Source organism: Corynebacterium coyleae (assembly GCF_030408635.1).
GTDB lineage: Bacteria > Actinomycetota > Actinomycetes > Mycobacteriales > Mycobacteriaceae > Corynebacterium > Corynebacterium coyleae.
This window is the reverse complement of sequence record NZ_CP047198.1, coordinates 1,201,710-1,225,400: the sequence shown is the minus strand read 5'-3', so window position 1 is coordinate 1,225,400 and position 23,691 is coordinate 1,201,710. Positions and strand designations below refer to the sequence as shown.

Here is a 23,691-nt window from a genome sequence, read left to right as displayed (position 1 = left end):
TTAGTTCACGGTGTGGACGATCATGACGTCGCAGTTGGACTGACGCGCGACATCAGCCGGCACCGAACCGAGCAGACGGCCGGTCAGCGAGTTGATGCCACGGTTACCGACGATGAGCAGGTCAGCGTTGTTGTCGTTGACGATCGCCATGAGCGCCTCAACCGGGGTACCCGGACGGGTCGCGGTCTGGACGTCGGGTGCACCGAAGGAACGTGCGTGCTCAGCGGCACCCTCAAGGTTCTCTAGAGCCTTCTGGTCACCGAGGATGGTCACGGAGTCCTGGCGCAGGGCCTTGGCAGCCTCATCCTCGTTCTCGTAGTAGGCGGTGCCGATAACGAGGGTGGAGCCGAATGCAGCAGCCAACTTAGCGGCACGCTCTACGGCCAGGAGGGACGACTTGGACCCGTCGGAGCCAACAACAATGGTCTTGTACGGGGAATCGGCCATGTGGAAATCACCTTTCAAGATTACGGCGCGGATATCGGGGACATTCTACCCACGAAGGATTTAATTGTGTCCCTCAGACCGGGTATCGACGAGCATGACATCCACCGGCGCCTTCTTCGCCACGTTGCCCGGGATATTGCCGAAGATCCGGCCCGCCATGGAACGCATGCCCTTGTTACCTACAACGAGCAGATCAACGTCATATTCCTGCACCGATTCCACCAGCACGGTCGCGGGTTGGCCGCCTGAGGAGACCAGGTTGATTTCCTTCGCCTGCTCCTCTTCAGCAATCTTCTTTGCCTCAGCCAAAATGTTGCGCGCGTTCGTCTCCGTCACGATGTCGACACGGCTGAGCTCCGCGTTGGTGGAGTTCAGCATCGACCCAGACGCCGTGTAGTGCGCGCAGATAATCGTGAGTTTCGCGTCGTACACGCGTGCAAGGCTTGCGGCGGCACGCACGGCGACCATGGAAGTCGGTGAACCGTCAGTACCGACGGCGATAGAAGTGTAGGTGTGCATGAGGATTCTGTCCTTTCGCTAATTTCCTGTGTCTTTAATACCACGCAGTTCGCGTTTGAGGTCAGCGATCTCATCCCTGAGGCGTCCCGCCAGCTCAAACTTCAGTTCCCGAGCGGCGTCGCGCATCTGGACGGTGAGGTCGTCGATAAGCTTTTGCACCTCGTCAGAGGCCATGTTCGCCACATCTGGCTTCTCCGCGACAGCGGTGTCTGAACTCAGCGACGCTGGCGCGTCCGCATCCGCGTTCTCGTAGACCTGATCCAAAATGTCGGCGATAGCCTTGCGCAGTGGCTGCGGGTCGATGCCGTGTTCCTTGTTATATGCGATTTGTTTTTCGCGGCGACGCTCGGTCTCGTCGATTGCTTCCTGCATCGATTCGGTGATCTGGTCCGCGTACATGATGACCTCGCCGGAGACGTTTCGGGCTGCACGACCGATCGTCTGGATGAGCGACTTCGTCGACCGCAGGAAACCTTCCTTATCGGCGTCGAGGATGGCGACGAGCGAAACTTCAGGCAGGTCGAGGCCCTCACGCAGGAGGTTAATGCCGACCAAGACGTCGAACTCGCCAAGGCGCAGCTGGCGTAGCAGTTCGACACGCTGCAGGGTATCAATGTCCGAGTGCAGGTAGCGGACCTTGATGCCGTTATCCAGCAGGTAATCGGTGAGATCCTCGGCCATGCGCTTTGTCAGTGTGGTCACAAGCACGCGTTCGTTTTTGTCCGTGCGGCCGCGGATTTCGTCGATAAGGTCATCGATCTGTCCCTTCGTCGGCTTCACGGTGACCTTCGGGTCTACCAGGCCAGTCGGGCGGATGACCTGCTCGACGAACTCGCCTTGCGCTGCCTCAAGCTCGTAGTCGCCCGGGGTCGCGGACATGTAGACCGTCTGGCCGACGCGCGCTTCGAACTCATCAAACGTCAGCGGGCGGTTATCCACCGCGGACGGCAAACGGAACCCGAACTCCACCAGGTTGCGCTTTCGCGACATATCACCCTCGAACATGCCACCGATCTGTGGGACGGTGACGTGCGACTCGTCGATAATGGTGAGGAAGTCTTCCGGGAAGTAGTCGATCAGTGTCGCCGGCGCAGAGCCCGCGGGGCGACCATCCATGTGGCGCGAGTAGTTCTCAATGCCGGAGCAGAACCCGACCTGCTGGATCATCTCCAGGTCATACTCAGTGCGCATACGCAGGCGCTGAGCCTCCAACAACTTTCCTTTGTTCTCCAACTCCTCGAGGCGGTCTGCAAGCTCTTCTTTAATCGCCTCGATCGCCTTTTCCATGCGCTCGTCAGTGGCCACATAGTGCGTTGCCGGGAAGATCCGGACCTCGTCTTCCTGGCTGAGCACATCGCCCGTCAACGGGTGGATGTAGTAAAGCGAATCCACTTCGTCGCCAAAGAACTCCACACGCACCGCGACTTCTTCGTAGGCCGGAATAATGTCCACGGTGTCGCCTTTGACGCGGAAGGTACCGCGCTTGAAGTCGATGTCGTTGCGTTCATATTGGACGTCGACAAGCAGGCGGAGGAAGCGATCACGTTCCACCTCTTCCCCGACGCGCAGGACAACGGAGCGATCCAGGTACGACTGCGGGGTACCCAAGCCATAGATGCAGGACACCGAGGACACCACGACGACGTCGCGGCGCGACAACAATGCGGAGGTTGCGGAGTGACGGAGGCGCTCGACGTCGTCGTTAATGGACGAATCCTTTTCAATGTAGGTATCCGTCTGCGCGATGTAGGCCTCCGGTTGGTAGTAGTCGTAGTACGACACGAAGTACTCCACCGCATTGTTCGGCAGCAGTTGGCGAAGCTCGTTGGCCAACTGCGCAGCCAACGTCTTGTTCGGCGCCATCACAAGGGTGGGGCGCTGTTGCTTTTCGATCAGCCATGCCGCAGTTGCGGACTTACCGGTACCGGTCGCACCCAGTAGCACGACATCGCGCTCGCCGCGGTTGAGGCGTTCATCCAACTCGGCAATGGCGCGCGGCTGGTCGCCAGAGGGTTGGAACTCTGACACCACCTCGAATGGTTTTTCGCGCCGCTCAATCTCACCGACAGGGCGAAACTCGGACTGCGCGAGGACTGGATGTTCAGCAGCAAAAGCCATGCTCGCCAGTGTATCGACGAAACCAAAAACTGGATCTATAAGTAAATCTGCTTGCAGGCAATCACTAAAGACAATACCTTTGTACTTATAGATTTAACAGCGCACTACCAGCGCACGTCGGAAAGTACAGGTGAAGCGTTCTATGCAGATGACTCGAAGACAGATGCTGCGGGCGACCGTGCTGGGTGGAGCGACCCTTGCCTTGGCGTCGTGTACCACCGCCCCCGTCGAGGAGATAAACACCTCTGGTCCACCTCGTCGCGGCGGCAGGCTCCGGGTGGGGCTCGTCGGAGGTTCTTCCACCGACACCGTAGATGCGCACATTCCAACGAGTGCTTCTGACGGCACGCGTTTGATCAACATGTACGACTCGCTCGTACGCTACGACTCCAACTACGACCTGCAGTACCGCCTCGCCACGGCTATTGAGCCAAACGACGACGCGACGGTGTGGACCATCACGCTGCGCGATGGTGTGCAGTTCTCAGACGGTCGACCGGTGCGCCCTGAGGACGTCATATTCTCCTACGACCGTATTCGCGATCCCGACAACCCGAAGTCCGGTGCTGCATCGATCAACCACATCGAATCGATGGAGGTCACCGGACCGAATGAGTTGCGCATCTACCTCAATGCCCCGGACGCGACGCTCATTGACAGTCTTGCCGAGTATCAAATGGGCATCGTGCCGGAGGACTACGATCCCAAGAACCCGATCGGCAGCGGCCCTTTCAAGCTTGAGCACTTCTCCCCCGGCCAGTCGACGAAGATGGTGCGCAACGAGAACTTCTGGGGAGAGACTCCCTACCTAGACAGCGTTGTCATCATCGACTTCCAGGAGGAGGACGCCATGCTCAACGCATTGCTGTCTTCCCAGGTTGACGCAATCGGCAGCCTGAACCACTCGCTTGCACGTGTGATCGATGCAGACCCGCGCTTGGACACCCTCATTTCGCAGACCGGCATGTGGTTGCCGCTGACGATGCGCGTGGACGTTGCACCGTTTGATGATGTCCGCGTGCGCCGCGCCATGCGCCTTGCCGCGGACCGCCCGCAATTGGTGGACCAGGTCTACTCCGGCGAAGGTCAAGTGGGCAACGACATGTTCAGCCCGTACGACCCCGCCTACCCGGAGGACATTCCCCAGCGTGGGCAGAATATCGAGGAGGCCAAGCGTCTTCTCGCGGAGGCGGGCTACCCGGACGGTATCGATGTCACCCTCAACGCCGCTGAAATCCAGACCGGCGCGTTACGTAGCGCCCAGGTATACGCAGAGCAGGTCCGTCCTGCTGGCATCAACGTAACTATTAACCAGGTTGATTCCTCGACATTCTTCGCCGACGGCAACTACCTGGAGTACCCGTTCGCGTTGTCGTTCTACTACACGCGAAACTTCCTCCAGCAGGTCAACCAGTGTGCAACGGCGGATTCACCGTTTAACGAGACCCACTGGGTGGACCCGGAGTTCACTGCGTTGGCCAACGAGGCCCGAACGATTGTCGACGACGAAAAACGCAGCGAAATGATCCACGAGCTGCAGCAGCGTCTCTACGACGACGGCGGCTACATCATCTGGGGCTTTGCCAACCAGATTGACGCGTACCACAAATACGTGGTGGGGCTTCAAACCCACCCCGGCGGTATGCCGCTGGGCCAGGCCATGTTCGAGCGAGTTTGGATTGCGGAGGCATAAGCACACATGGGCAAGTTCATTCTTCGCAGGCTCGGGGTGAGTGTCTTCATCCTGTTCGCTGTATCCGTCATCATTTTCTGCGCGACGTTGCTTCTGCCTGGCTCGCCGGCTACGGCAATTTTGGGCCAGCAGGCAACGCCGGAACGTATCGCGGCGCTCGAGGCAGAAATGAATCTCGACCAGCCTCCGGTCACCCGCTACTTGCTGTGGCTGGGAGGCATTTTCACCGGTGACTTGGGCACATCGACGTCCACCGGTGGCCCAGTTTCTGAACTGCTTGGCGAGCCACTGGTGAATTCGCTGGTACTCATGCTGCTCGCCGCGGCAATTTCGATCCCTGTCGGCGTGCTCCTGGGTGTGTATGCGGCGTGGTGGCGCGGTTACAAGCGCGATTCGGCGATCACCTGGGTGACGTTGATTCTCGCTGCGCTGCCGGAGTTCGTCATCGGTATCGCACTGGTCACGTTGTTCGCTACCTCGGTGTTCCAAATTTTGCCGGCAGTGACCATGTCACCTCCGGGCAGTCGTGTGTGGGAGTTCCCAATGCAGCTGGTGTTGCCAACCTTGACTCTCGCGTTCGTCGTCACGCCTTATGTGGCGCGTATGACTCGCGCAACGATGATCGAGGCACTGGAATCGGGCTACGTCGAGATGGCGCGACTGAAAGGCGTGCCCGAGCGTCGCGTGGTGTTCCGTCATGCGCTGCCCCACGCGGTCGGGCCCATTGCACAGGTCGTCGCAATCCAGCTCGCGTGGCTGGCTGGCGGCATTGTGGTCGTCGAGTATCTGTTCCGCTACCCCGGCCTCGGCGTCGCGCTCATCGATGCGGTGAACTACCGCGACGTACAAGTTGTTCAGGCTGTCTCACTGCTGATCGCCGCGGTATATGTCGTGGTCAACCTACTGGCGGATCTTGTCAGCATTGCGGCTAACCCGAAGTTGAGGAGTAACTGATGTCTGCACCAGTACACCCCCAAGAACCAGGGAAAACCCAGAAACCCGTGGTCGACGATTCTGAACTGAAAACGTCGGTGTCCAAGCCGGAACCATTGCTGTCCCGAATTTGGGCACAGTCCGAAGGCAAGGTCGGACTCGTCTTGACGGGGCTTGTCATCGCGTTGGCGGTCGTCGGGTATTTCTTCGCCGAGCAGATCACCGGTCGCAGCACAACGGAGTTCATCGGCCTGCCATTTACGGACATCGGAGTGTTTGGCACCGATAACCTTGGCCGTTCGGTGCTGTCTCGCTTCGTTGCCGGTGGCCTCATCCTGTTGGTGACCGCGTTTTTGGCCACGGTCCTCGGCATGGTTGTCGGCACCATCATCGGCATGATTGCGGGATACGCAGGTGGCAAAGTCGATTCGGTGCTGATGCGGCTCAACGACGTGATTTTGGCGTTCCCACAGCTAATTTTTGCCATGTTGGCCATCGTTATTTTTGGCCCCTCAGCAACCGTGCTCGTCCTGGTCATTGGTTTGACGCACGCGCCTCGCATTGCCCGTGTGGCACGTGCTGCGACGATGTCCGTGACAAACGAGGACTACATCCGCGCCGCCCAGATGTATTCGGTGCCGCACTGGAGAATTCTCATCCAGGAGATCGCGCCCAACATCACCGGCCCGCTGGCTGTGGAGGCGGGTCTGCGTCTGACCTACTCCATTGGTTCGATTGCCTCGCTGTCCTTCCTTGGCCTTGGCATCCAGCCGCCGGCTGCGGACTGGGGTTTGATGATCAACGAGAACCGCATCGCACTATCGCTGCAGCCGTGGGGCGTGCTTCTGCCGGTGGCTGCGGTTGCTGTGCTGACTATCGGCACCAACATGTTGGCCGACGCCACAGCGCGCGCCACCGCAACCACTGCTACACCGCCAAAGCGCGGCCGCAACCAGACCATCGACCCGGAACGGGTGCCGAAGCACGAGCCCATCCGCCACAACGGATAGCAGCAAAGGGGAATGACGAATGACTACCGCGATATCCGCGAACCAAGACGGCAACACCAAGTCGTCAGATGATTTTGTGCTCAGCGTGAGCGACCTTCGCCTGGGCACGTTGGAAGGCGCTGAGATCCTCCACGGTGTGGACTACACGCTGAAACGGGGCGAGATTGTCTGTCTAGTCGGCGAGTCCGGCTCGGGCAAAACTACTGCCGGTTTGGCTGCTATGGGTCATCTTCGCCCGGGACTGATGCTTTTCGACGGCACCGTGACCCTCCATTCCGCAAACGGAACCGACTATGACGTCCTCAACCTCAGCGAAGCTGATCTGCGGGAACTTCGCGGCAGCCGCATCGCGTATGTGCCGCAGGATCCGGCACTGAGTTTGAACCCGACGATGCGTATCGGTGAACAGATCCGTGAAGTGCTCGACGTGCACTCCTTCGATGGCGATGCTGGTGCTCGTGTCCGCGAAGTCATGCGCGACGTGGATTTGCCGGACACCGACGAATACTTGGCCCGTTGGCCGCACCAGCTCTCTGGTGGCCAACAGCAGCGCGTCGGTATCGCAATGGCGTTCGCCATGTACCCGGACGTGCTGATTCTCGACGAGCCTACGACCGGCCTCGACGTATCCACCCAAGCCCACGTGCTGGACACCGTGCGCGAGATGACGCACAAGAACGACATCGCTTCGTTGTACATCACGCACGATCTTGCAGTGGTGGCTGAGTTGGCGGACCGTGTCGTGGTTATGCTGCGCGGTGACATCGTCGAAGAAGGCCCTGCGCAGGCGGTGCTGTACAACCCACAGCACCCGTATACTCAAAAGCTTCTCGCCGCGATTCCAGATTTGCCGGGTCGAAAGAACATCACCGGCCACGGCATCGCCTCTGCCGTCCAGGTTGAGGAGCGCGATAGCGCTGCCCCGCTGCTGCAGGTGAACAATCTGGAGATGGCCTACGGCGACAACAAGGTCCTCCACGGCATTGATCTCACGCTCGAGGAGGGTGAGTCGATTCTTCTGCTCGGCGAGTCTGGCTCCGGCAAGACAACGTTGGCTCGATCAATCGCAGGTCTCAACCCTGGCTACACCGGAGAGGTGCGCCTGCGGGGCGAACTGCTTGAGCACGGCAGCCGCGAGCGCACCGTGGATCAGCGTCAGTACGTTCAGTACATCTTCCAGTCGCCGTTTTCCTCGTTGAACCCGCGGCGCACGATCGGTGAGTCGCTGAGCGTGCCACTTGTCATGTCGGGCAAGTTGTCGCGGAAGGAGCACCGCAGGGTCGTCGAGGACGTCTTGGAAGCTGTCCAGCTCGACCGGAGTTTCTACGACCGTCGCCCGGGTGATCTGTCCGGTGGTGAGCGCCAACGCGCTGCGATTGGGCGTGCGCTCGTGAATGCTCCTGACGTGTTGGTGTGCGACGAGATCACGTCGGCTCTCGATGTGTCGGTCCAGGCATCGATCCTCGAGCTTCTTGCAGACCTTCGCGCAGAGCGCGGTCTATCGATGCTGTTTGTCACCCACAACATTGCGCTGGCACGTCACACCGCCACGCGTATTGCGGTGCTGAACAAGGGCGTTATCGTGGACGAAGGGCCAGTCGATGATGTTCTTGAGCGGCCAACGCACGAGTACACCAAGTCCTTGTTAGCAAATATCCCGGAACTTTAACTCTCTTTGAAGAAAGGCTTTTAAGTGCCCATTACTCCGCACCCGTTGACGCGCGATCTGAAAGCTTTGCCAGTTCCGGATCTTTCGTCCACGCTCGAGGCTTACATTCATGCGCTTGAGGCGGTTCTCGACGAGACCGAGCTTGCAGAAGCGAAGGCGATCGTCGCTGACTTCGCGCAGTCGCAAGCCCCGCGTCTCGACGAGGCACTGCGGCAGCGCGCAGCAACCCGTGAGGCCGAAGGCACGAACTGGCTTTCCGACGAGTGGTATTCGAGCTACCTGGCAACCCGTGGGCCACTGACACTGACGACGAACGTGGGTTTTCAGCTGGCGCTGCCATCTGAGGAGACTGGCTTGGACCGTGTGGTTGACGGCATCCGGCGAGCGCTGGTTGTTCACTTCCAAGCTGCGGGAGATGACTTGCCGGACTACGTGGACGCGCGCGGCAACCGCATTACCCAAGACCAGTGGTTTGTCTTTGGCGGAGGGCTGCGCCACCCGAGTGCCGGTGTGGATGAGATCATCGTCGCCACCGCAGGCACTGCCAACCGCGAGATCGGCGTGTTTGTCGATGGGCACCTTTACGCAGTACCCGTGACCGACGAGGCTGGCGAGCCGATTGCAGCTCCGAACCTGCGAAACGCGCTTGAGACGGTTCTGGACGCCCCGCGCAAGCAGAGCGTGGACTTAAACGCGGCATCGCTGCTCGGCTCCGAAACGCTTGCAGAAGTACTGCCGGACATGTTGGCACAGGGCGACAACGGCGATGTGTACAAACGTCTGCAGGAGTTCCTCTTCACCGTCGACCTGATCGACTACGGAGTAACCACACACGCTTCCGACGAGGAGCGGATCAACGAACTGACCTTCCTCCCCCGTGGTGCATGGACGTACAAGCCGCTGAGCTACCAGTTCAGCCTGACAGATCCCTGGAGTGCAGTGCACGTTGAGCACTCGTGCCAGGACGGCGGAACCCTCGTTACCGCGATCACGCGCATGCAAGAAGCGGAGATCGGTGTCGGCGCAGATTTCGTCGCAAAGCCGCAGGAACTGCGCTGGGATCTCGATAACGCGCTCACCACGCGCATCGAGAAGAGCGTTGCCGAGGTTGCGGGCGCGGCGGAGAAATTGCGTACCCGCATCGTGCACGTGCCGTTTGACCAGCCTGCGGACCTGCCGTTGAAGTTCAGCCGCGATGCTTCAGCGCAGTTAATGATGACTATCGCGCAGCAACTGACCTACGGCCGAGTACGCGCGGCATATGAGGCCGTTGACATGCGTGAGTTCCGTGCCGGACGCACGGAGTGCTTGCGCGCCGCCACACCCGAGGCTGCTGCTTTTGCGCGAGCGCTTGTGGAGGGTACGGCTGAACAGGCTGGCCTCGAGGCCGCTATTAACGCGCATCGGGCATGGGTGAAGCGGTGCAAGTCTGGCAACGGCTTCGACCGACATATCCAGATGATGGCGACTATCGACGACACTCACGCATTCTTCAACGACACGCGTGTAACCGCTGCTCGTCGCGATTTCTTATCCACGACCTCGATCGGCGGCGCTGCTCAGATCGTTCGCTACTGCTTCGCACCGGCGTTGCCAGAAGGGTTCGGCATCGCGTATACCCCGCTGCACGACGATACGGAGTATTGCGTCTCCTGGAACGCAGCGACTGCCGAACAGCCGGAAGAGTTCCTGGCCAACCTGACAAAGGCCGGCGAGTTGCTCTGGCAGTTCTGCGCTACGTTGAGCACAAACGCTGAGTAGGGACAGTCAGACGGCGTACTTTCGCACTTCGGCAAGCCACTGGTCAAGTTCGCCTGCGTCCTCCCACATGGAGTAGAGCTCCGAGCCACCTGGTCGAAGAATCGAACGGGCGCGCCGTCTGATCCACTGCCGATCGTCGAATGTGAACGGCGAATCGACGCCGGCACCACTATGTCGCTCGGGGAGATGTCCGTTAAGCATGGCAGCAAGCGCGATGACGGATGCAGCCTCATCAGTTCCCAGCGACCCAAGCCCACAATCGAAACGGAATTGGGCAATGTCGAATGTGCCGTTGACCACTGCGTCAACCGCTTCGATTGCGGGGTCGTTATCAAACGGCCCTGTATCCCAAGTTCCCATACCGCGTCACGCTAAAAGGCGTAGGTAAATCAATGATTGCCATAGAGTGAATTTCCGCGGTATTTCCAGTGAGAAACTCACGCGTCAATCATCCGTACGACCTTTTCTACCTGTGCTGCAAGTGCCTCGAGCGGCCCGTTGTTATCCACAACGATGTCGGCTGCCGCCCGTCGGGTGTCGTCGTCAACCTGCTGCGCGATGCGCGCCCGCGCGTCCGCTTCAGTGAGCCCCCGCTTGTCGACGAGCCTGCGTACCCGCTCGTCCACATCAACATCGACGACGACCGTCATGTCCATGTCGTGGTGTAGGCCGAGATCCACAAGCAACGGCATGTCGTAAATCACCGCGCGAGCGCCTGCCTTCTCTGCCTCATCGAATCGCCGGTTGGATTCAGCGCGGATGGCCGGGTGCGTTAAAGCGTTCAATTTCTCCGTTTGCTCCGTCGAAGAGAAAGCGCGTTTCGCCAGCTCTGCGCGGTTTAAGGCGCCGGTGTCGTCGATAAGGTCCTCGCCAAAAACCTCCGCGACCTGTGCGAGCACCGGTGAGCCTGGTTCCATGATCTCTCGTGCGATCTGGTCGGCGTCCACTACTGGGAAGCCTTCGTCTGCCAGCATTCGTGCGACTGTGGATTTGCCGCTGCCGATTCCGCCCGTGAGTCCAACTTTCTTCATGCATGTGAAGATAGCAAAGCGCCCCGCCCACCATGACGGTGATGCGGGGCGCTGACGCTGATTGCTTAAAGGCAATCCCTAAGCACGAACTCGTCGTGGCTTAGTTGCCAGCAAGCTTGTCGCGCAGAGCAGCGAGCTGCTCGTCGGAAGCCAGCGAGCCGATGTTCTCCTCAGCCTGGTCAGCTGCCGGAGCTGCAGCTGCAGACTCAGAGGAGTAATTGGCCTGATCGCCAGCCTGCTCTGCAGCCTCGGCTGCAGCGGCGCGGTGACGCTCGATCTGGGCAGCGTGTGCCTGGTGGCGACGCTCTGCCTCGGCGTAACGAGCCTCCCACTGCTGGCGAGCCTCGTCGTAGCCTTCCATCCACTCGTTGGTCTCCGGGTCGAAGCCCTCCGGGAAGATGTAGTTGCCCTGCTCGTCGTAGGAGTCGGCCATGCCGTAGCGGGACGGATCGAACTCTTCGACGAAGTCCTCGTCAGCCTGCTTGAGCGACAGGGAGATACGACGACGGTCCAGGTCGATGTCGATGACCTTGACCATGACCTCTTCGTTGACGTTGACAACCTGGTCCGGAACCTCGACGTGGCGCTGAGCCAGCTCGGAGATGTGGACGAGGCCCTCGATGCCCTCTTCGACGCGGACAAACGCACCGAACGGAACCAGCTTGGTGACCTTGCCCGGGACGATCTGGCCCACAGCGTGGGTGCGGGCGAAGACACGCCACGGATCCTCCTGTGTCGCCTTCAGCGACAGGGAGACGCGCTCGCGGTCGAGATCGACGTCGAGCACCTCGACAGTGACCTCGTCGCCAACAGCGACAACCTCAGACGGGTGGTCGATGTGCTTCCAGGACAGCTCGGAGACGTGGACGAGGCCGTCAACGCCGCCGAGGTCAACGAATGCACCGAAGTTGACGATGGAGGACACGACGCCCTTGCGGACCTGGCCCTTCTGCAGCTGGTGCAGGAAGTCGGAGCGGACCGCAGACTGGGTCTCCTCCAGGTAAGCGCGACGGGACAGGACCACGTTGTTGCGGTGCTTGTCCAGCTCGATGATCTTTGCCTCGAGCTCCTGGCCGATGTACGGATCCAGGTCGCGAACACGACGCATCTCGACCAGCGATGCCGGCAGGAAGCCGCGCAGGCCGATGTCGAGGATGAGGCCACCCTTGACGACCTCGATGACCGTACCGGTAACCGGCTGGTCGTTGGCCTGCAGCTCCTCGATGGTGCCCCAAGCACGCTCGTACTGAGCACGCTTCTTGGACAGCATCAGGCGGCCTTCCTTGTCCTCCTTGGTCAGGACAAGCGCGTCGATCTCATCGCCGACCTCGACCACGTCCTCCGGGTCAACGTCGTGCTTGATGGAGAGCTCGCGGGTGAGGATGATGCCCTCGGTCTTGTAGCCGATGTCGAGCAGGACCTCGTCGTGGTCAACCTTGACCACGGTGCCGGTGACGATGTCACCGTCGTTGAAGTACTTGATGGTCTCGTCGACTGCGGCGAGGAATTCCTCAGGGCCACCGATGTCGTTGATGGCAACCTGGGGTGCGTTGGTAGTGCGCATAAGTAGTATGTGCTCCGAAAAAATAGGAGATCGTGATTGGACAGAAGCGTCTCTCTCAGCAGCGTAAGCGCCGAAACGCTCGCGGTTGCTGATCTCGCAGCGGGCTGGTCGCCACACCCTCCTATTACGATGGACGCCAAGCTCGCGCGTAGACACGCCCGCACGAGTGTAGACACTTTCCGCAGCTAGAGCAAATGATCTGGACCCCGGGCACTGCAACGCAGTTTATAAGCAAGGGACTACCATGACGTAAGTCCATAACTCTACAACTCAGAAAGTGTGTTCACCCTATGTGGAAACGCAGCCTTGCCGTCGCAGCATCGTTCGTCGGCATCGTCGTCGGAGCGGGTTTTGCCTCCGGCATGGAAGCACTCCAATACTTCGTCGCCTACGGCACCCAGGGCTTTTGGGGTGTAATCGTTGCTGGCGTGACCATGCTGCTAGCCGCCACCGCGTTTGTCACATTCGGGTCGTATTTCCTCGCCGACGAACACAATGAAGTCTTCTACAAGGTGGCATCGAAGCCTGCCGCGTTCCTCATGGACTGGTCTGCGGTTATCTGCATGTTCTCCGTTGGCTTCGTCATGTTTGCTGGCGCAGGCTCGAACCTGAACCAAGCATTCGACTGGCAGATTTGGGTGGGCGCGGTACTCATGCTTGCACTGATGCTTATCGTCGGCCGATTCGACGTTGACCGCGTCGCCTCTGTCATCGCTTGGGCAACTCCCCTGCTGGTGATCTTTGTGCTCATCGGCGCGATCTATTCGTTCACCCAGATCAGCGTCGACTGGTCTGAGGTGGATAACTTTGCGCGCAACGAAGTAAACCGCGCTGACGGCACCCCGTACTGGTTCTTGGGTGCACTCAACCACACGGGACTAAACGCCCTATGCGGTGTCTCGATGGCGATCGTGATGGCCGGTGATGAGTTTGACACTAAGAGCACGCGGATTGGCGGAGTCCTTGGTGGACTCATTTACGTGGCACTTCTTGCCCTTCTTGTAGCCGCGCTGCTCATGCAGGTCGAGGCAGTAAACGGCCACGACATGCCACTTTTGACCGTGCTGGATAACGTCCACCCAGTCCTGGGCTTCATCATGACCTGGGTGATCTTCCTCATGGTGTTCAACACCTGTTTGGGCATGTTCTACGCGCTGGCAAAGCGACTCACCAGAAAGAACCCAGAGCGCTTCTACCCGGTCTATGCCATCGCCTGCATTGTCGGTTTTGGCCTTTCCTTCGCCGGCTTCCAGCCGCTCGTTTCCAACCTGTACCCGATCCTGGGCTACCTCGGCCTGTTCGTGATGACAGTGATGACCGTCGTCTACTTCCGCCACCGCACCCGCCTGAAAGAAGAAGGCGAGCGCCGCGCTCAAGCTGTTGAGGCCGCGCTTGACGACGACACCTCGGACGAGATTGAAGATCTCGCTGAAGACTCCAATCTCGAGGAGGATGAATTTAAAGAAGCAGTTGAAGACGCAGTCGAGGATGCCTCCGACGAGAAAACCGTCAGTGACGTGTAGGCCAATCAGGCCTCGCTAACACCCCAGCGGGGGTAGGTGTCGGGGGTAGGATTTTGGCACTTACCCCCACGTAACTAAAGGATCCAAAAAGCCGTTCACCTGTCCACATAAGCTGCGACTTATTAGACATTCCGTCACATGCTTAACAGTTACTGTGTATTGCCTGTGCGCCCGCTCAGTAGCAATTAAGGTTTTACCTGGTTCTTGAGGAATAGCCCCAGAACAGAGTGAAATCTAAGCACTGCCTGAGGCTCGGTACCTAATCGAGAACCCCGCCGCTAGGTGGTAACAAAATAGAAAGAGGAAATGGCCTGGGGGGTTGGGCCACGTCGGGGGATACGGTAACTGGGGACGCCGTACTCGAGGCGGGCATCAGATGAAGTCTGCGTGCTTCACGTGATGCCCGCCTCGTGCTTTCCCGAAACGTACTCGCGGCTAGTGCGCCGCTTCTTCCCAGTTTGCGCCAGTACCTGCAGACACCTCTAGCGGGACGAGGAGTTCGATTGCCTTGTCCATTTCGCGCTCCACGATCGCTTGGACGGCGTCTAGCTCGCCCGGGGCAACCTCGAGCACCAACTCATCGTGCACCTGCAGGAGGACACGTGATGCGTAGTCGCGCAAGGCGTCGTCGACACGAAGCATCGCAACCTTGATGATGTCCGCAGCAGTGCCCTGGATCGGGGCGTTCAGCGCCGCACGCTCGGCGTTCTCCCGCGCGATTCGGTTGTCACTTGTGAGTTCCGGCAAGTAGCGGCGGCGACCGAACACCGTCGAGGTGTAGCCGTCGCGACGCGCCTGCTCGACGACCTCATCAAGGTAGCGCTTTACCCCGCCGAATCGTTCGAAGTAGTTCTCCATAATGCCCTTCGCCTCACCGGCAGAGATCGACAACTGTTGCGACAGGCCGTAGGCAGACAAGCCGTAGACGAGGCCGTAGGACATTGCCTTGACCCGGCGACGTAGCTCTGGCGTGACCTGATCGATCGGAACATCAAACACGCGGGAGCCAACGAAGTTGTGCAGGTCCTCCCCCGCCCGGTACGCCTCGATCAGGCCCTCGTCTTGGCTGAGGTGCGCCATCACACGCATCTCAATCTGCGAGTAGTCGGCGGTAAGCAGGCATTCGTAGCCCTCGCCAACTACAAATGCAGAGCGGATCTTGCGCCCGGCCTCAGTACGCACCGGAATGTTCTGCAGGTTCGGCTCCGCCGAGCTGAGACGCCCCGTCGAGGCCACAGTCTGATTAAACGTGGTGTGGATCCGGCCATCCGGCTGCACCGTCTTAATCAAGCCTTCCACCGTGGACTTCATCTTCTGGTGCTCACGGTGCGCGAGCAGATAATCGAGGAACGGGTGCGGATTCTTCTCTGCGAGTGCTTCGATCTCAGCCGCAGCAGTCGAGTAGCCCGTTTTCGTCTTCTTCGTCTTCGGCAGCGCAAGCTTGTCAAAGAGCACGACAGAGAGCTGCTTCGGGCTAGATAGGTTCAGGTCCGGCTCGTCGACCAGCTGACGCGCCTGCTCTTCGACCTGCTCAACCTTGTGCGTCAGGTCCTTGCGCAGCCCCTCCAGAACGTCCAGATCAACGGCGATGCCAATGTGCTCCATTTCCGCGAGCACCGTGACCAGTGGCAGTTCGAGGTTCGCGTACAACTCGTAGGAGTTGATCTCGCGCAGGTCCTTGGACAACTCTGCGGCAAGCTCCAGAATCGCCGCAGCCGCATCCACGTCGCCCGAATCATCCAGCAAGCTCAGCTGATCAGAGCTGGTGCTGAGCTGGCGCTGCAGGTGACGCTGGTACACATCCTCGAGCGCATACGTGCGCTGGCCGGGACGCAGCAGATACGCCGCGATCGCAGTGTCGTGTGCGATACCGCGCAACTCGATGCCACGGCCACGCAGCATGTGATAGGCAGCCTTGGCTTCGTGCAGGAACTTCGGGTCATCCGACTCGAGCCAGGTCTTCAGCGCCTTGTCCTCATCAGCCGACAGATCGGCGGCAAGTTTCGCAATGCCGTGGCGCTGCTTATCGACGATAGCCAGCGCCGTCAGATCACCCGATCCAGGCGTCGCCGTACCGGAAAGGTACAGGGCAAGGCCTTGACCTTCATGAGACTTCAGCCAGGTGTCCAGAGACTCGTTATCAACCGTCACGTCAGCCAGCTCCACCGTCTCAGGTTCGGGTGCGCTGCCATCGGTCGGTACCGCGGCGAGCACGCGTTCGCGCAGATTCACGCCGAACTCGAGGTCGTCGAAACGCGCCGCAACCTGGGCGACATCGGCTGGCTTGAGTTCGAGATCACCCGGCGCCACGGGCAGTTCCACATCGGTGACCATTGCGGTGAGTTCGCGGTTCAATCGCACCTGGTCAATGCGTTCGCGGAAGTTGTTGGCTGCTTGCCCCTTCAACTCATCCGCATGCTCGATAAGCCCCTCGAGCGTGCCGTACTGCGTAATCCACTTGGTGGCGGTCTTCTCCCCCACTTTCGGCACATTCGGCAGGTTGTCTGACGGGTCGCCACGCAGGGCCGCGAAGTCCGGGTACTGCTCAGCCGTCAGGCCATATTTCTTCTCCACCTCCGCCGGGTTAAAGCGCGTCATCGTAGACACGCCACGCATTGGGTACAGGAGGGTCGTAGTGTCGTCGACAAGCTGGATGTAGTCGCGATCACCACTGACCAGAACAATCTCGTAGTCACCATCTGCACGAGCCTGGGTCACAAGCGTGGCGACGATATCGTCCGCCTCAAAGTTCTCCTTGCTCAACGTCACAATGCCGAGATCCCCCAGCACGTCCTCAATCAGCGGAACCTGGCCTTTAAACTCAGGTGGAGTAGCCTCACGCTGCGCCTTGTACTCCGGGAAACGCTCCGTACGGAACGTCTTTCGGCCCACGTCGAACGCGACGGCAGCGTGCGTCGGCTTTTCGTCGGAAAGAATATTGGCAAACATGGACAAGAATCCGTACACCGCATTCGTGTGCTGCCCACCCGACGTGGAGAAGTTCTCCGCAGGCAACGCATAGAACGCGCGGAAGGCCATCGAGTGGCCGTCGATCAACAGCAAACGCTTGGATTTTTCCGATGTTGTAGTCACGGTCAGCCAGTCTAGCGGGCGCCACGACACGACCTTCCGCACCTAATCAACCTGCGATTTCACACATCGGGGTGAACTGCGATACACTTTCGCGCGTCGCCCCAGTAGCCCAATTGGCAGAGGCAACGGATTCAAAACCCGTCCAGTGTGAGTTCGAGTCTCACCTGGGGCACCATCTCGGGAGAGGGTTTTCGGAAAGTTTTCCGGAACCCCCTCCCCTTTCGTTTTCAGCAAGAAGTGACACGGCTTGCTGGTAAACATCGCTTTCCTAAACCTCAAAACCCGGAAATTCACCACCAGGCCGAGTCGGAAGCAAGCAACGACACGTTGACAGCAGCACAGGAGATCGCGGTCGCCAATGGTGGTCCGGCCCCGCCCCGCATGAGGCGAACCAAGAGCGCTATAGAGAATTAGCGGAGGTAATCGAGTACCAGCTCACTGAGACGAAAACGGCATAAGCGAAAGGAAGAACGAGCGGAACGAAGGCACCTATAGCAATACAGACCGCAAGCAAGCCGACGGACTTAAGTCCACCTTTGAGCTCTGTAGATGACGCAACGAGAAGCACTGTCGGTATGGCAACGACGAAAAGAAGAGCGATGAGCAGAAGAGCAGGCGCCCCGTGTAAATACCCCGCAAGAAGAGTCCCGATGCCCGCGCAAATCCACAAGAGCTTTTGCAAACTCACAACTCGTACCTCCGGCTACTTGTTAGGCGTATTTGCACGAGTCTAATTAACCCTTCTTTTCCTTCCTGCGGGCTTCTCTGCGTTCGCGGCGTCGAGCGCGTTTGGCTTTGCGGATATCGACGACCCAACGCGGTAGGAACGGCCACGGAAGTGGAATCCCGAACGCGCCCGTAAAACCAATGATTCCGATGCCCCCGGCAGCCATGCATAAAACAAGCAACACCGTTTCAACAGGCTCGGGAAGGTTCATAATTCCGAACAAAACGAAGGCACTGGCAGTACCAATAACCAGCGATCCGTAGGGATAGACGAAGAGCGCGCCATCGCTCTCTGAACCGTTTACATCGCCCTCGTCGTACCATTCCTCCGTTTTGGGCGCCCTTCGCACGCCCTGGATGTAGAAGGTCCAGCAAGCGATCATCAACAGGACTCCACCGATACAGACCAGCAGCACAGTAATATCAAGATCCCTGCTCATAGAGTATGACCTCCAAAGCTTGAGTGTCAGGTACCAAACAAGCTACCAGCGTCTGATCAAGCAAGCTCGGGAGCAATTTGAAGGTTCGCGGCTAGTTGATCAGGCCGTAGCTGCGCCAAATCTTGAGCATCTTAGGCCGGTTTTTGTAACGGATGGCTAGCTCTTCCATCTTTTCCAGCACTGCCTTACGCGCGACTGGATCGGCCGGGAAGCAGTTGATGATTTGCGTCGCCGATGCGGCAGCCTGCTTGTACGCCCTGTCGCCACTTGCCCGAGCAATGTGCTCAGGTTCCCTGAGCATGATTTCAAGTGCACGTTCCGGGTCGTGACTGGATAGCACTGAACGGGCGAATTCAAATGCAGAGTGAACGTCGGCCTCGTCGCCATCTACCACCGACAGGCCCAATTCCGGATCGTTGAATCTCATTGCCGCTTGCAGGAGCATCACGTCTCTGCCCGGGATGCCCTCTGGGATGAGGTCGATCACGTCTTCGGTCACTCCCGGTCCATGGATCACGCGGTCAAATGTCACTGTTCCCGGGTTTTCTTTGAACTTTTCAATGCGGTAGTCCAACAACGCTTTGTCTCCCAGGTAGGCGCGCAATCGGTTTTCAAAGAAATCGATTTCGTTCCACTGGATCGGTGTATCCCACTTCGAAAGGACTGCTTTGACCTCATCTTTCCTGCCCCGTGACTCATAGAACTCGATGAGGTCCTTCACGGAGTTACCGTCGAGCAGTATTGATTCGATCTGGTCGTCGTCGCCACGCAAGAATGCAACATCGAGGAAGAGCGCCTTGGCACCGTACTTCGGTGGATTCGCCTCAAAGGCTGCGGCGATTGATTCGACCGCATCAGCGCCGAGAAGTCCCGCGTAGGCCCTCAGATCAGGCTCAACAAACGGCGCTTCCAGTGTCTCCTTCACCAACCACTTGGCAAGTTTTTGTTGGTCCTCAACGCCGTCAGCGCATGCTCGCGCGTGCAGGTCGAAGCATCGATGCAGCTCGTCGCCGAGCATCCCGGAAGAATCATCCGCACGTCCCAAAACCGCATTCAACCTCGTGATCGCGCGCTCAATTTGGGGGCGTACTGCGACGCCACGGTGCTCATCAACGTACGCCTCCACCACGTCAAGGGCATCGCTCCAGTGCCGTGCGAGTTCCATACTTTGCCAATAATCCCGAAATCCACTGCTCTTCCGCGATGCAGCGGTGATCGCCGATTTCACGTGTTCACGGACTTGTTTGTCATCGCCCGAACTCTTCAAGGCGTTAAACTCCAGCATCTCTTCGACCTCTGGAATCTGCCGCAGATGGTGAATGAGTCGCCGCAGTTCATCTGGGCTGGCAGAATCCACGTAGGTGTCCACCGCGTCTGGAGCCGACTCGTTGGAGGTAGCAGAGGAATCGGTAACCGCGGAATCGTCGAACGAGAGCTCGTTCGGGATGAGCAGCGCAAGTGCGACTGCCACCGCGTGTTTACACCATTGCGTGCCCACCGGGCAGTCGCACGTAGTGCCAACCCGATCCCCTTGCACAAACAATGTCGTTCGGTATGTCCACGTCCCTTGGACTGCGGCCTGAACTTCAGATTCAGTATCGCTAAGGATGGTGACATCTGCGGAGGAGATTTTTTTCCCTCGGTTAAATGCTCCTGAACCTGCGGCGTCTTCGATGGTTTCTTCTGTCAGCCAGCCCAAAATGGTGGTAGTCATTTCGCCAGTCTAACGCAGGTAGAGAAGAGCAACATGGGCATTAGGCGATGGCTTGGTTAGACTACGGCGCATGCGCCAGACCTATATCGCCGGCTTTGTCGCCGGAGCACTCATGTTGACCACGCTGACGGTTCCCGCACATGCACAGGAAGGGGCAGCGCAAGAGGACGCTCCAGTCTCCCCGAGCAACGCGCTGAAGGACACCATCGATTCGTTTGCTGCGCTGTCTGACGCGACCAGCTCGGCAAAGAAGGACGCTGAGAGCAACAAGGACAGCACAGACGGCAAGGACTCCAAGGACAAGCCGAAGGGGCTCATCGAGGCTCTTGAGCCGAACCCGGAGAAGGATCCGATGTACATCGATCCGGAGAAAAACCCGCTGAAGAAGGTGTCTAGCTCCGAGATGTTTACCGAGTGGACCGACGACATGGAAGAAGGCGAAGGCAAGGAGGTCGTCCAAGCTTGGGCAAGGGGCTCTTCCATCCCGGATACTGCTAACCCGGTTGAGCTGTGGAAGATGGAAGCCCAGGGCTCCGCAAAGATGGGCAAAGGGCTTTTCACCGGCGATTTCGCCCTGAGCTCAGAAGGATCCAGCCAGCGTACTTCCGTGTGGATCCCGGTCGTCCTCGGCATGATGGTCATTGGCCAGATCATTGAGCTGGCTATGCGTGGTATTCGTATGGCAACACAGTAGTTTCTACTGCTCGGGCGGTGCGTTTTATCATCCCGCATTCGGCGCGTAATATACGGGACTACGCAAGTATTCATCGTATGCGGGAGACCAATGCATTACCCACCCCACGCAAAGCGGCGTCTTTTCGCCGCTGTGCTCGCCGCGGCCCTGCCGCTCGCGGGCTGCGTTACTAACACAGAGGGCGGCAACCCGGACGGCTGGGAGCCGATCGTTCCGGACGCCGTACCTGAGATTGCGGCGATGGTGCCGCCAGAAATTGCCGCAGACGGCGTGCTCAACGTCGGCGCGAACCCACCGTTCGCCCCGTTCGAGTTCAAAGACTCCACCGGGCAGGTCATCGGTGTGGAGATGGACATTGCCCGTGCACTCGCTGGTGTCATGGGGATGGACTTCGATGTTGCAGACATGGACTTCTCGATGATCCTGCCCGCTGTCTCCAGTGGCAGCCTCGACGCCGGTGCTTCAGGTTTTACCGATAACGAGGAACGCCGCCAGACCTTCGACTTCATCAATTTCCTCTACGCGGGTATTCAGTGGGCTGCCGCTCCTGGCGCCGACGTGGATCCGAATGATGCGTGCGGTTTGACGGTCTCGGTGCAGCGTACGACGGTTTCGGAGACCGACGACGTTCGTCCGAAGTCAGAAGCCTGCGAAGCAGCGGGCAAGGAGCCGATTACTGTGCTTGCCTTCGACACAGCAGACAACGCAGCGCTTGCAACGCTTGTCGGGCGCGCCGATGCTTACAGCGCCGACTCCCCTGTTACCGCGTGGGCTGTGGAGCGCTCCGACGGCAAGATGGAAATGATCGGCGACATGTTTGACGCCGCGCCGTACGGCATTGCTGTGCCGAAGGGTTCTGCGCTTGCGCCGGCGATGGCTGCCGCGATGCAGCACCTCATCGATACCGGCGATTACCAGCGCATCCTTGCGCAATGGAATATCTCGACAGGTCTGCTCGACCAGGCTTTGATTAACGAACAACCAGTGGGAGAACACTAAGCATGAGCACCCCATATTCCCAGTACGTCGCCTCTCAGGGCGAACGCAAGCGTCCTGAGCGTATCGAGGCGAAACCGTTGCGCCACCCTGGACGGTGGACGCTCGCAGTGATTCTTGTGCTGCTTGTGGTCTGGTTTGTCATCGGCGCGGCCCGAAACGAGGCTTACGGCTGGGACATCTACTTCCAGTACCTGCTGGATACCCGCATCGCTATGGCGGCCCTGCACACCATTGCAATCACGGTGCTGGCGATGCTGCTCGGCGTTGTCGGCGGTGTGCTGTTGGCCGTCATGCGCATGAGCCCGAACCCGGTGTTCAAGACGGTGGCGTGGGTGTTCCTGTGGATCTTCCGTGGTACCCCGGTCTACGTCCAGTTGATGTTCTGGGGCTTGATTGGCGCGATCTACGACTCGATCAACGTCGGCTTCGCCCAGATTCCGCTTGAGCCGTTTACCTCTTCAGCGTTTACCCTGGCCGTTGTTGGCCTCGGTTTGAATGAGGCCGCCTACATGGCAGAGATCGTCCGCTCTGGTGTCTCCGCTGTGCCGGAAGGCCAGGTTGAGGCCTCCAAGGCGTTGGGTATGAGCTGGGGTCAGACAATGACCCGAACCGTGTTGCCACAGGCAATGCGCATCATCATCCCGCCGACCGGCAACGAGTTCATCTCCTTGCTCAAGACCTCCTCGCTCGTCGTTGCTGTGCCGTACTCGCTTGAGCTTTACGGCCGCTCTATGGATATCGCCGCCGCCCTGTTCCAGCCAGTGCCGCTCCTGCTGGTGGCTGCGACCTGGTACCTGGTGATCACGTCGTTGCTCATGGTCGCCCAGCACTACCTGGAGCGCTACTTCGACCGCGGTGCTACCCGCCAGCTCACTGCTCGCCAGCTCGCCAGCTTGGCTGATGCAGAGGGCACCATTCCGAACAACGTTGAAATTGTCGAAGAACCGCAGAAGAAGGGACAGCGCTAATGACCGTCAAGGAAACTCCTATGATCCAGGCGGTAGATGTCTGGAAGTCCTTCGGTAGCCTCGACGTGCTCAAGGGCATCGACCTTGAGGTCGCCCCCGGCGAGGTGACGTGCCTGATCGGCCCGTCCGGCTCTGGTAAGTCCACGCTGCTGCGTTGTGTGAACCACTTGGAAAAGGTCAACGCGGGTCGCCTGTACGTCGACGGCGAGTTGATCGGCTACAAGGAGCGCGACGGCGCGCTCTACGAGATGAGTGAGAAGGACGCCGCCAAGCAGCGCCGCGAAATCGGCATGGTGTTCCAAAACTTCAACCTGTTCGGCCACCGCACGGTGCTGGACAACATCATCGAAGCCCCGGTGCACGTCAAGGGCCAGCCGGTTGCAGAGGCCACTGCGCGCGCGAAGGAGCTGCTTGCGATGGTCGGTCTTGAGTCGAAGGCTGACGCGTATCCGATCCAGCTCTCCGGTGGCCAGCAGCAGCGTGTGGCGATTGCTCGTGCGGTTGCGATGGATCCGAAGCTGATGCTTTTCGACGAGCCCACCTCCGCCCTCGACCCCGAACTCGTTGGCGAAGTGCTGCGTGTGATGCGCAAGCTCGCCGATGATGGCATGACCATGCTGGTGGTCACTCACGAACTGTCGTTTGCCCGCGAGGTCGCAGACAAGGTCGCGTTCATGGATGGTGGCCAGATCATCGAGTACGGCACACCGGAACAGGTGCTGGATAACCCGCAACACGAGCGTACGAAGTCGTTCGTCTCCACGCTGTTCTAGCCGGACACTCCCTTAC

Annotated in this window: 19 protein-coding genes and 1 tRNA gene; 11 read left to right on the top strand and 9 right to left on the bottom strand. The window is 59.2% G+C overall.

The window, feature by feature from the left end:
• From CCOY_RS05985 to uvrB, 3 genes are read right to left on the bottom strand one after another with little or no spacing between them, the layout of a single operon-like run.
• Window positions 1-447 (bottom strand): universal stress protein, encoded by a 447-nt coding sequence (locus tag CCOY_RS05985; protein ID WP_070422922.1) that lies wholly within the window; start codon window positions 445-447, stop codon window positions 1-3.
• A 60-nt stretch (window positions 448-507) separates the two neighbouring features.
• Window positions 508-966: a universal stress protein gene (locus CCOY_RS05980; protein ID WP_070422923.1), complete on the bottom strand. Its 459-nt coding sequence runs from the start codon at window positions 964-966 to the stop codon at window positions 508-510.
• Between the two features lie 18 nt (window positions 967-984).
• On the bottom strand, window positions 985-3,084 hold the full coding sequence (gene uvrB, locus CCOY_RS05975; RefSeq protein WP_070422924.1) for an excinuclease ABC subunit UvrB: 2,100 nt from the start codon (window positions 3,082-3,084) through the stop codon (window positions 985-987).
• 148 nt (window positions 3,085-3,232) lie between these two features.
• On the opposite strand from uvrB, the gene CCOY_RS05970 reads away from it, so the two are divergent.
• From CCOY_RS05970 to CCOY_RS05950, 5 genes are read left to right on the top strand one after another with little or no spacing between them, the layout of a single operon-like run.
• Window positions 3,233-4,777, top strand: coding sequence for an ABC transporter substrate-binding protein (locus CCOY_RS05970; protein ID WP_244268720.1), 1,545 nt, complete (start codon window positions 3,233-3,235; stop codon window positions 4,775-4,777).
• A gap of 6 nt (window positions 4,778-4,783) precedes the next feature.
• The gene (locus CCOY_RS05965; protein ID WP_070422926.1) at window positions 4,784-5,731 is read left to right on the top strand and encodes an ABC transporter permease; all 948 of its coding nucleotides are present in this window, start codon (window positions 4,784-4,786) and stop codon (window positions 5,729-5,731) included.
• The gene (locus CCOY_RS05960) at window positions 5,731-6,720 is read left to right on the top strand and encodes an ABC transporter permease (RefSeq protein WP_092102455.1); all 990 of its coding nucleotides are present in this window, start codon (window positions 5,731-5,733) and stop codon (window positions 6,718-6,720) included. The genes CCOY_RS05965 and CCOY_RS05960 overlap by 1 nt, the downstream gene beginning before the upstream one ends.
• A 19-nt stretch (window positions 6,721-6,739) precedes the next feature.
• Entirely contained in the window at window positions 6,740-8,389 is a 1,650-nt protein-coding gene (locus CCOY_RS05955) for an ABC transporter ATP-binding protein (RefSeq protein ID WP_070422928.1), read from the top strand.
• A 24-nt stretch (window positions 8,390-8,413) separates the two neighbouring features.
• Complete coding sequence (locus tag CCOY_RS05950; protein ID WP_092102452.1) at window positions 8,414-10,150, top strand: choline/carnitine O-acyltransferase; 1,737 nt, start codon at window positions 8,414-8,416, stop codon at window positions 10,148-10,150.
• Between the two features lie 6 nt (window positions 10,151-10,156).
• Here CCOY_RS05950 and CCOY_RS05945 read toward each other — a convergent pair whose 3' ends face one another.
• The 3 genes from CCOY_RS05945 to rpsA form a co-directional block, all read right to left on the bottom strand.
• A complete protein-coding gene (locus tag CCOY_RS05945) occupies window positions 10,157-10,510 on the bottom strand; it encodes a DUF4259 domain-containing protein (RefSeq protein WP_070483611.1) in 354 nt (117 codons plus the stop codon).
• A gap of 77 nt (window positions 10,511-10,587) precedes the next feature.
• Window positions 10,588-11,181, bottom strand: coding sequence for a dephospho-CoA kinase (gene coaE, locus CCOY_RS05940; RefSeq protein WP_070771736.1), 594 nt, complete (start codon window positions 11,179-11,181; stop codon window positions 10,588-10,590).
• 100 nt (window positions 11,182-11,281) lie between these two features.
• Window positions 11,282-12,745, bottom strand: coding sequence for a 30S ribosomal protein S1 (gene rpsA, locus CCOY_RS05935; protein ID WP_070422931.1), 1,464 nt, complete (start codon window positions 12,743-12,745; stop codon window positions 11,282-11,284).
• Between the two features lie 290 nt (window positions 12,746-13,035).
• On the opposite strand from rpsA, the gene CCOY_RS05930 reads away from it, so the two are divergent.
• Entirely contained in the window at window positions 13,036-14,268 is a 1,233-nt protein-coding gene (locus tag CCOY_RS05930; protein WP_070449996.1) for a YkvI family membrane protein, read from the top strand.
• Window positions 14,269-14,703: 435 nt separating this feature from the next.
• On the opposite strand, the gene polA is transcribed toward CCOY_RS05930, so the two are convergent.
• Window positions 14,704-17,307, bottom strand: coding sequence for a DNA polymerase I (gene polA / locus CCOY_RS05925; RefSeq protein ID WP_244268774.1), 2,604 nt, complete (start codon window positions 17,305-17,307; stop codon window positions 14,704-14,706).
• 152 nt (window positions 17,308-17,459) lie between these two features.
• On the opposite strand from polA, the gene CCOY_RS05920 reads away from it, so the two are divergent.
• Window positions 17,460-17,536: transfer RNA gene (locus CCOY_RS05920), tRNA-Leu, on the top strand.
• Between the two features lie 559 nt (window positions 17,537-18,095).
• Here the strand turns inward: CCOY_RS05920 and CCOY_RS05915 are convergent.
• Both CCOY_RS05915 and CCOY_RS05910 read right to left on the bottom strand, forming a co-directional pair.
• Window positions 18,096-18,527, bottom strand: coding sequence for a hypothetical protein (locus CCOY_RS05915; protein ID WP_092102449.1), 432 nt, complete (start codon window positions 18,525-18,527; stop codon window positions 18,096-18,098).
• A 91-nt stretch (window positions 18,528-18,618) separates the two neighbouring features.
• Window positions 18,619-20,241 (bottom strand): SWIM zinc finger family protein, encoded by a 1,623-nt coding sequence (locus CCOY_RS05910; RefSeq protein ID WP_143028477.1) that lies wholly within the window; start codon window positions 20,239-20,241, stop codon window positions 18,619-18,621.
• Window positions 20,242-20,311: 70 nt separating this feature from the next.
• Between CCOY_RS05910 and CCOY_RS05905 the strand changes: the two genes are divergently transcribed.
• The 4 genes from CCOY_RS05905 (at window position 20,312) to CCOY_RS05890 (ending at window position 23,675) form a co-directional block, all read left to right on the top strand.
• A complete protein-coding gene (locus CCOY_RS05905; protein WP_070422942.1) occupies window positions 20,312-20,935 on the top strand; it encodes a hypothetical protein in 624 nt (207 codons plus the stop codon).
• Between the two features lie 90 nt (window positions 20,936-21,025).
• Complete coding sequence (locus CCOY_RS05900) at window positions 21,026-21,934, top strand: ABC transporter substrate-binding protein (RefSeq protein ID WP_092102442.1); 909 nt, start codon at window positions 21,026-21,028, stop codon at window positions 21,932-21,934.
• Window positions 21,935-21,936: 2 nt separating this feature from the next.
• Complete coding sequence (locus CCOY_RS05895) at window positions 21,937-22,902, top strand: amino acid ABC transporter permease (protein ID WP_070422944.1); 966 nt, start codon at window positions 21,937-21,939, stop codon at window positions 22,900-22,902.
• Window positions 22,903-22,922: 20 nt separating this feature from the next.
• Window positions 22,923-23,675: an amino acid ABC transporter ATP-binding protein gene (locus CCOY_RS05890; RefSeq protein WP_092103080.1), complete on the top strand. Its 753-nt coding sequence runs from the start codon at window positions 22,923-22,925 to the stop codon at window positions 23,673-23,675.
• Window positions 23,676-23,691: the final 16 nt, after the last annotated feature.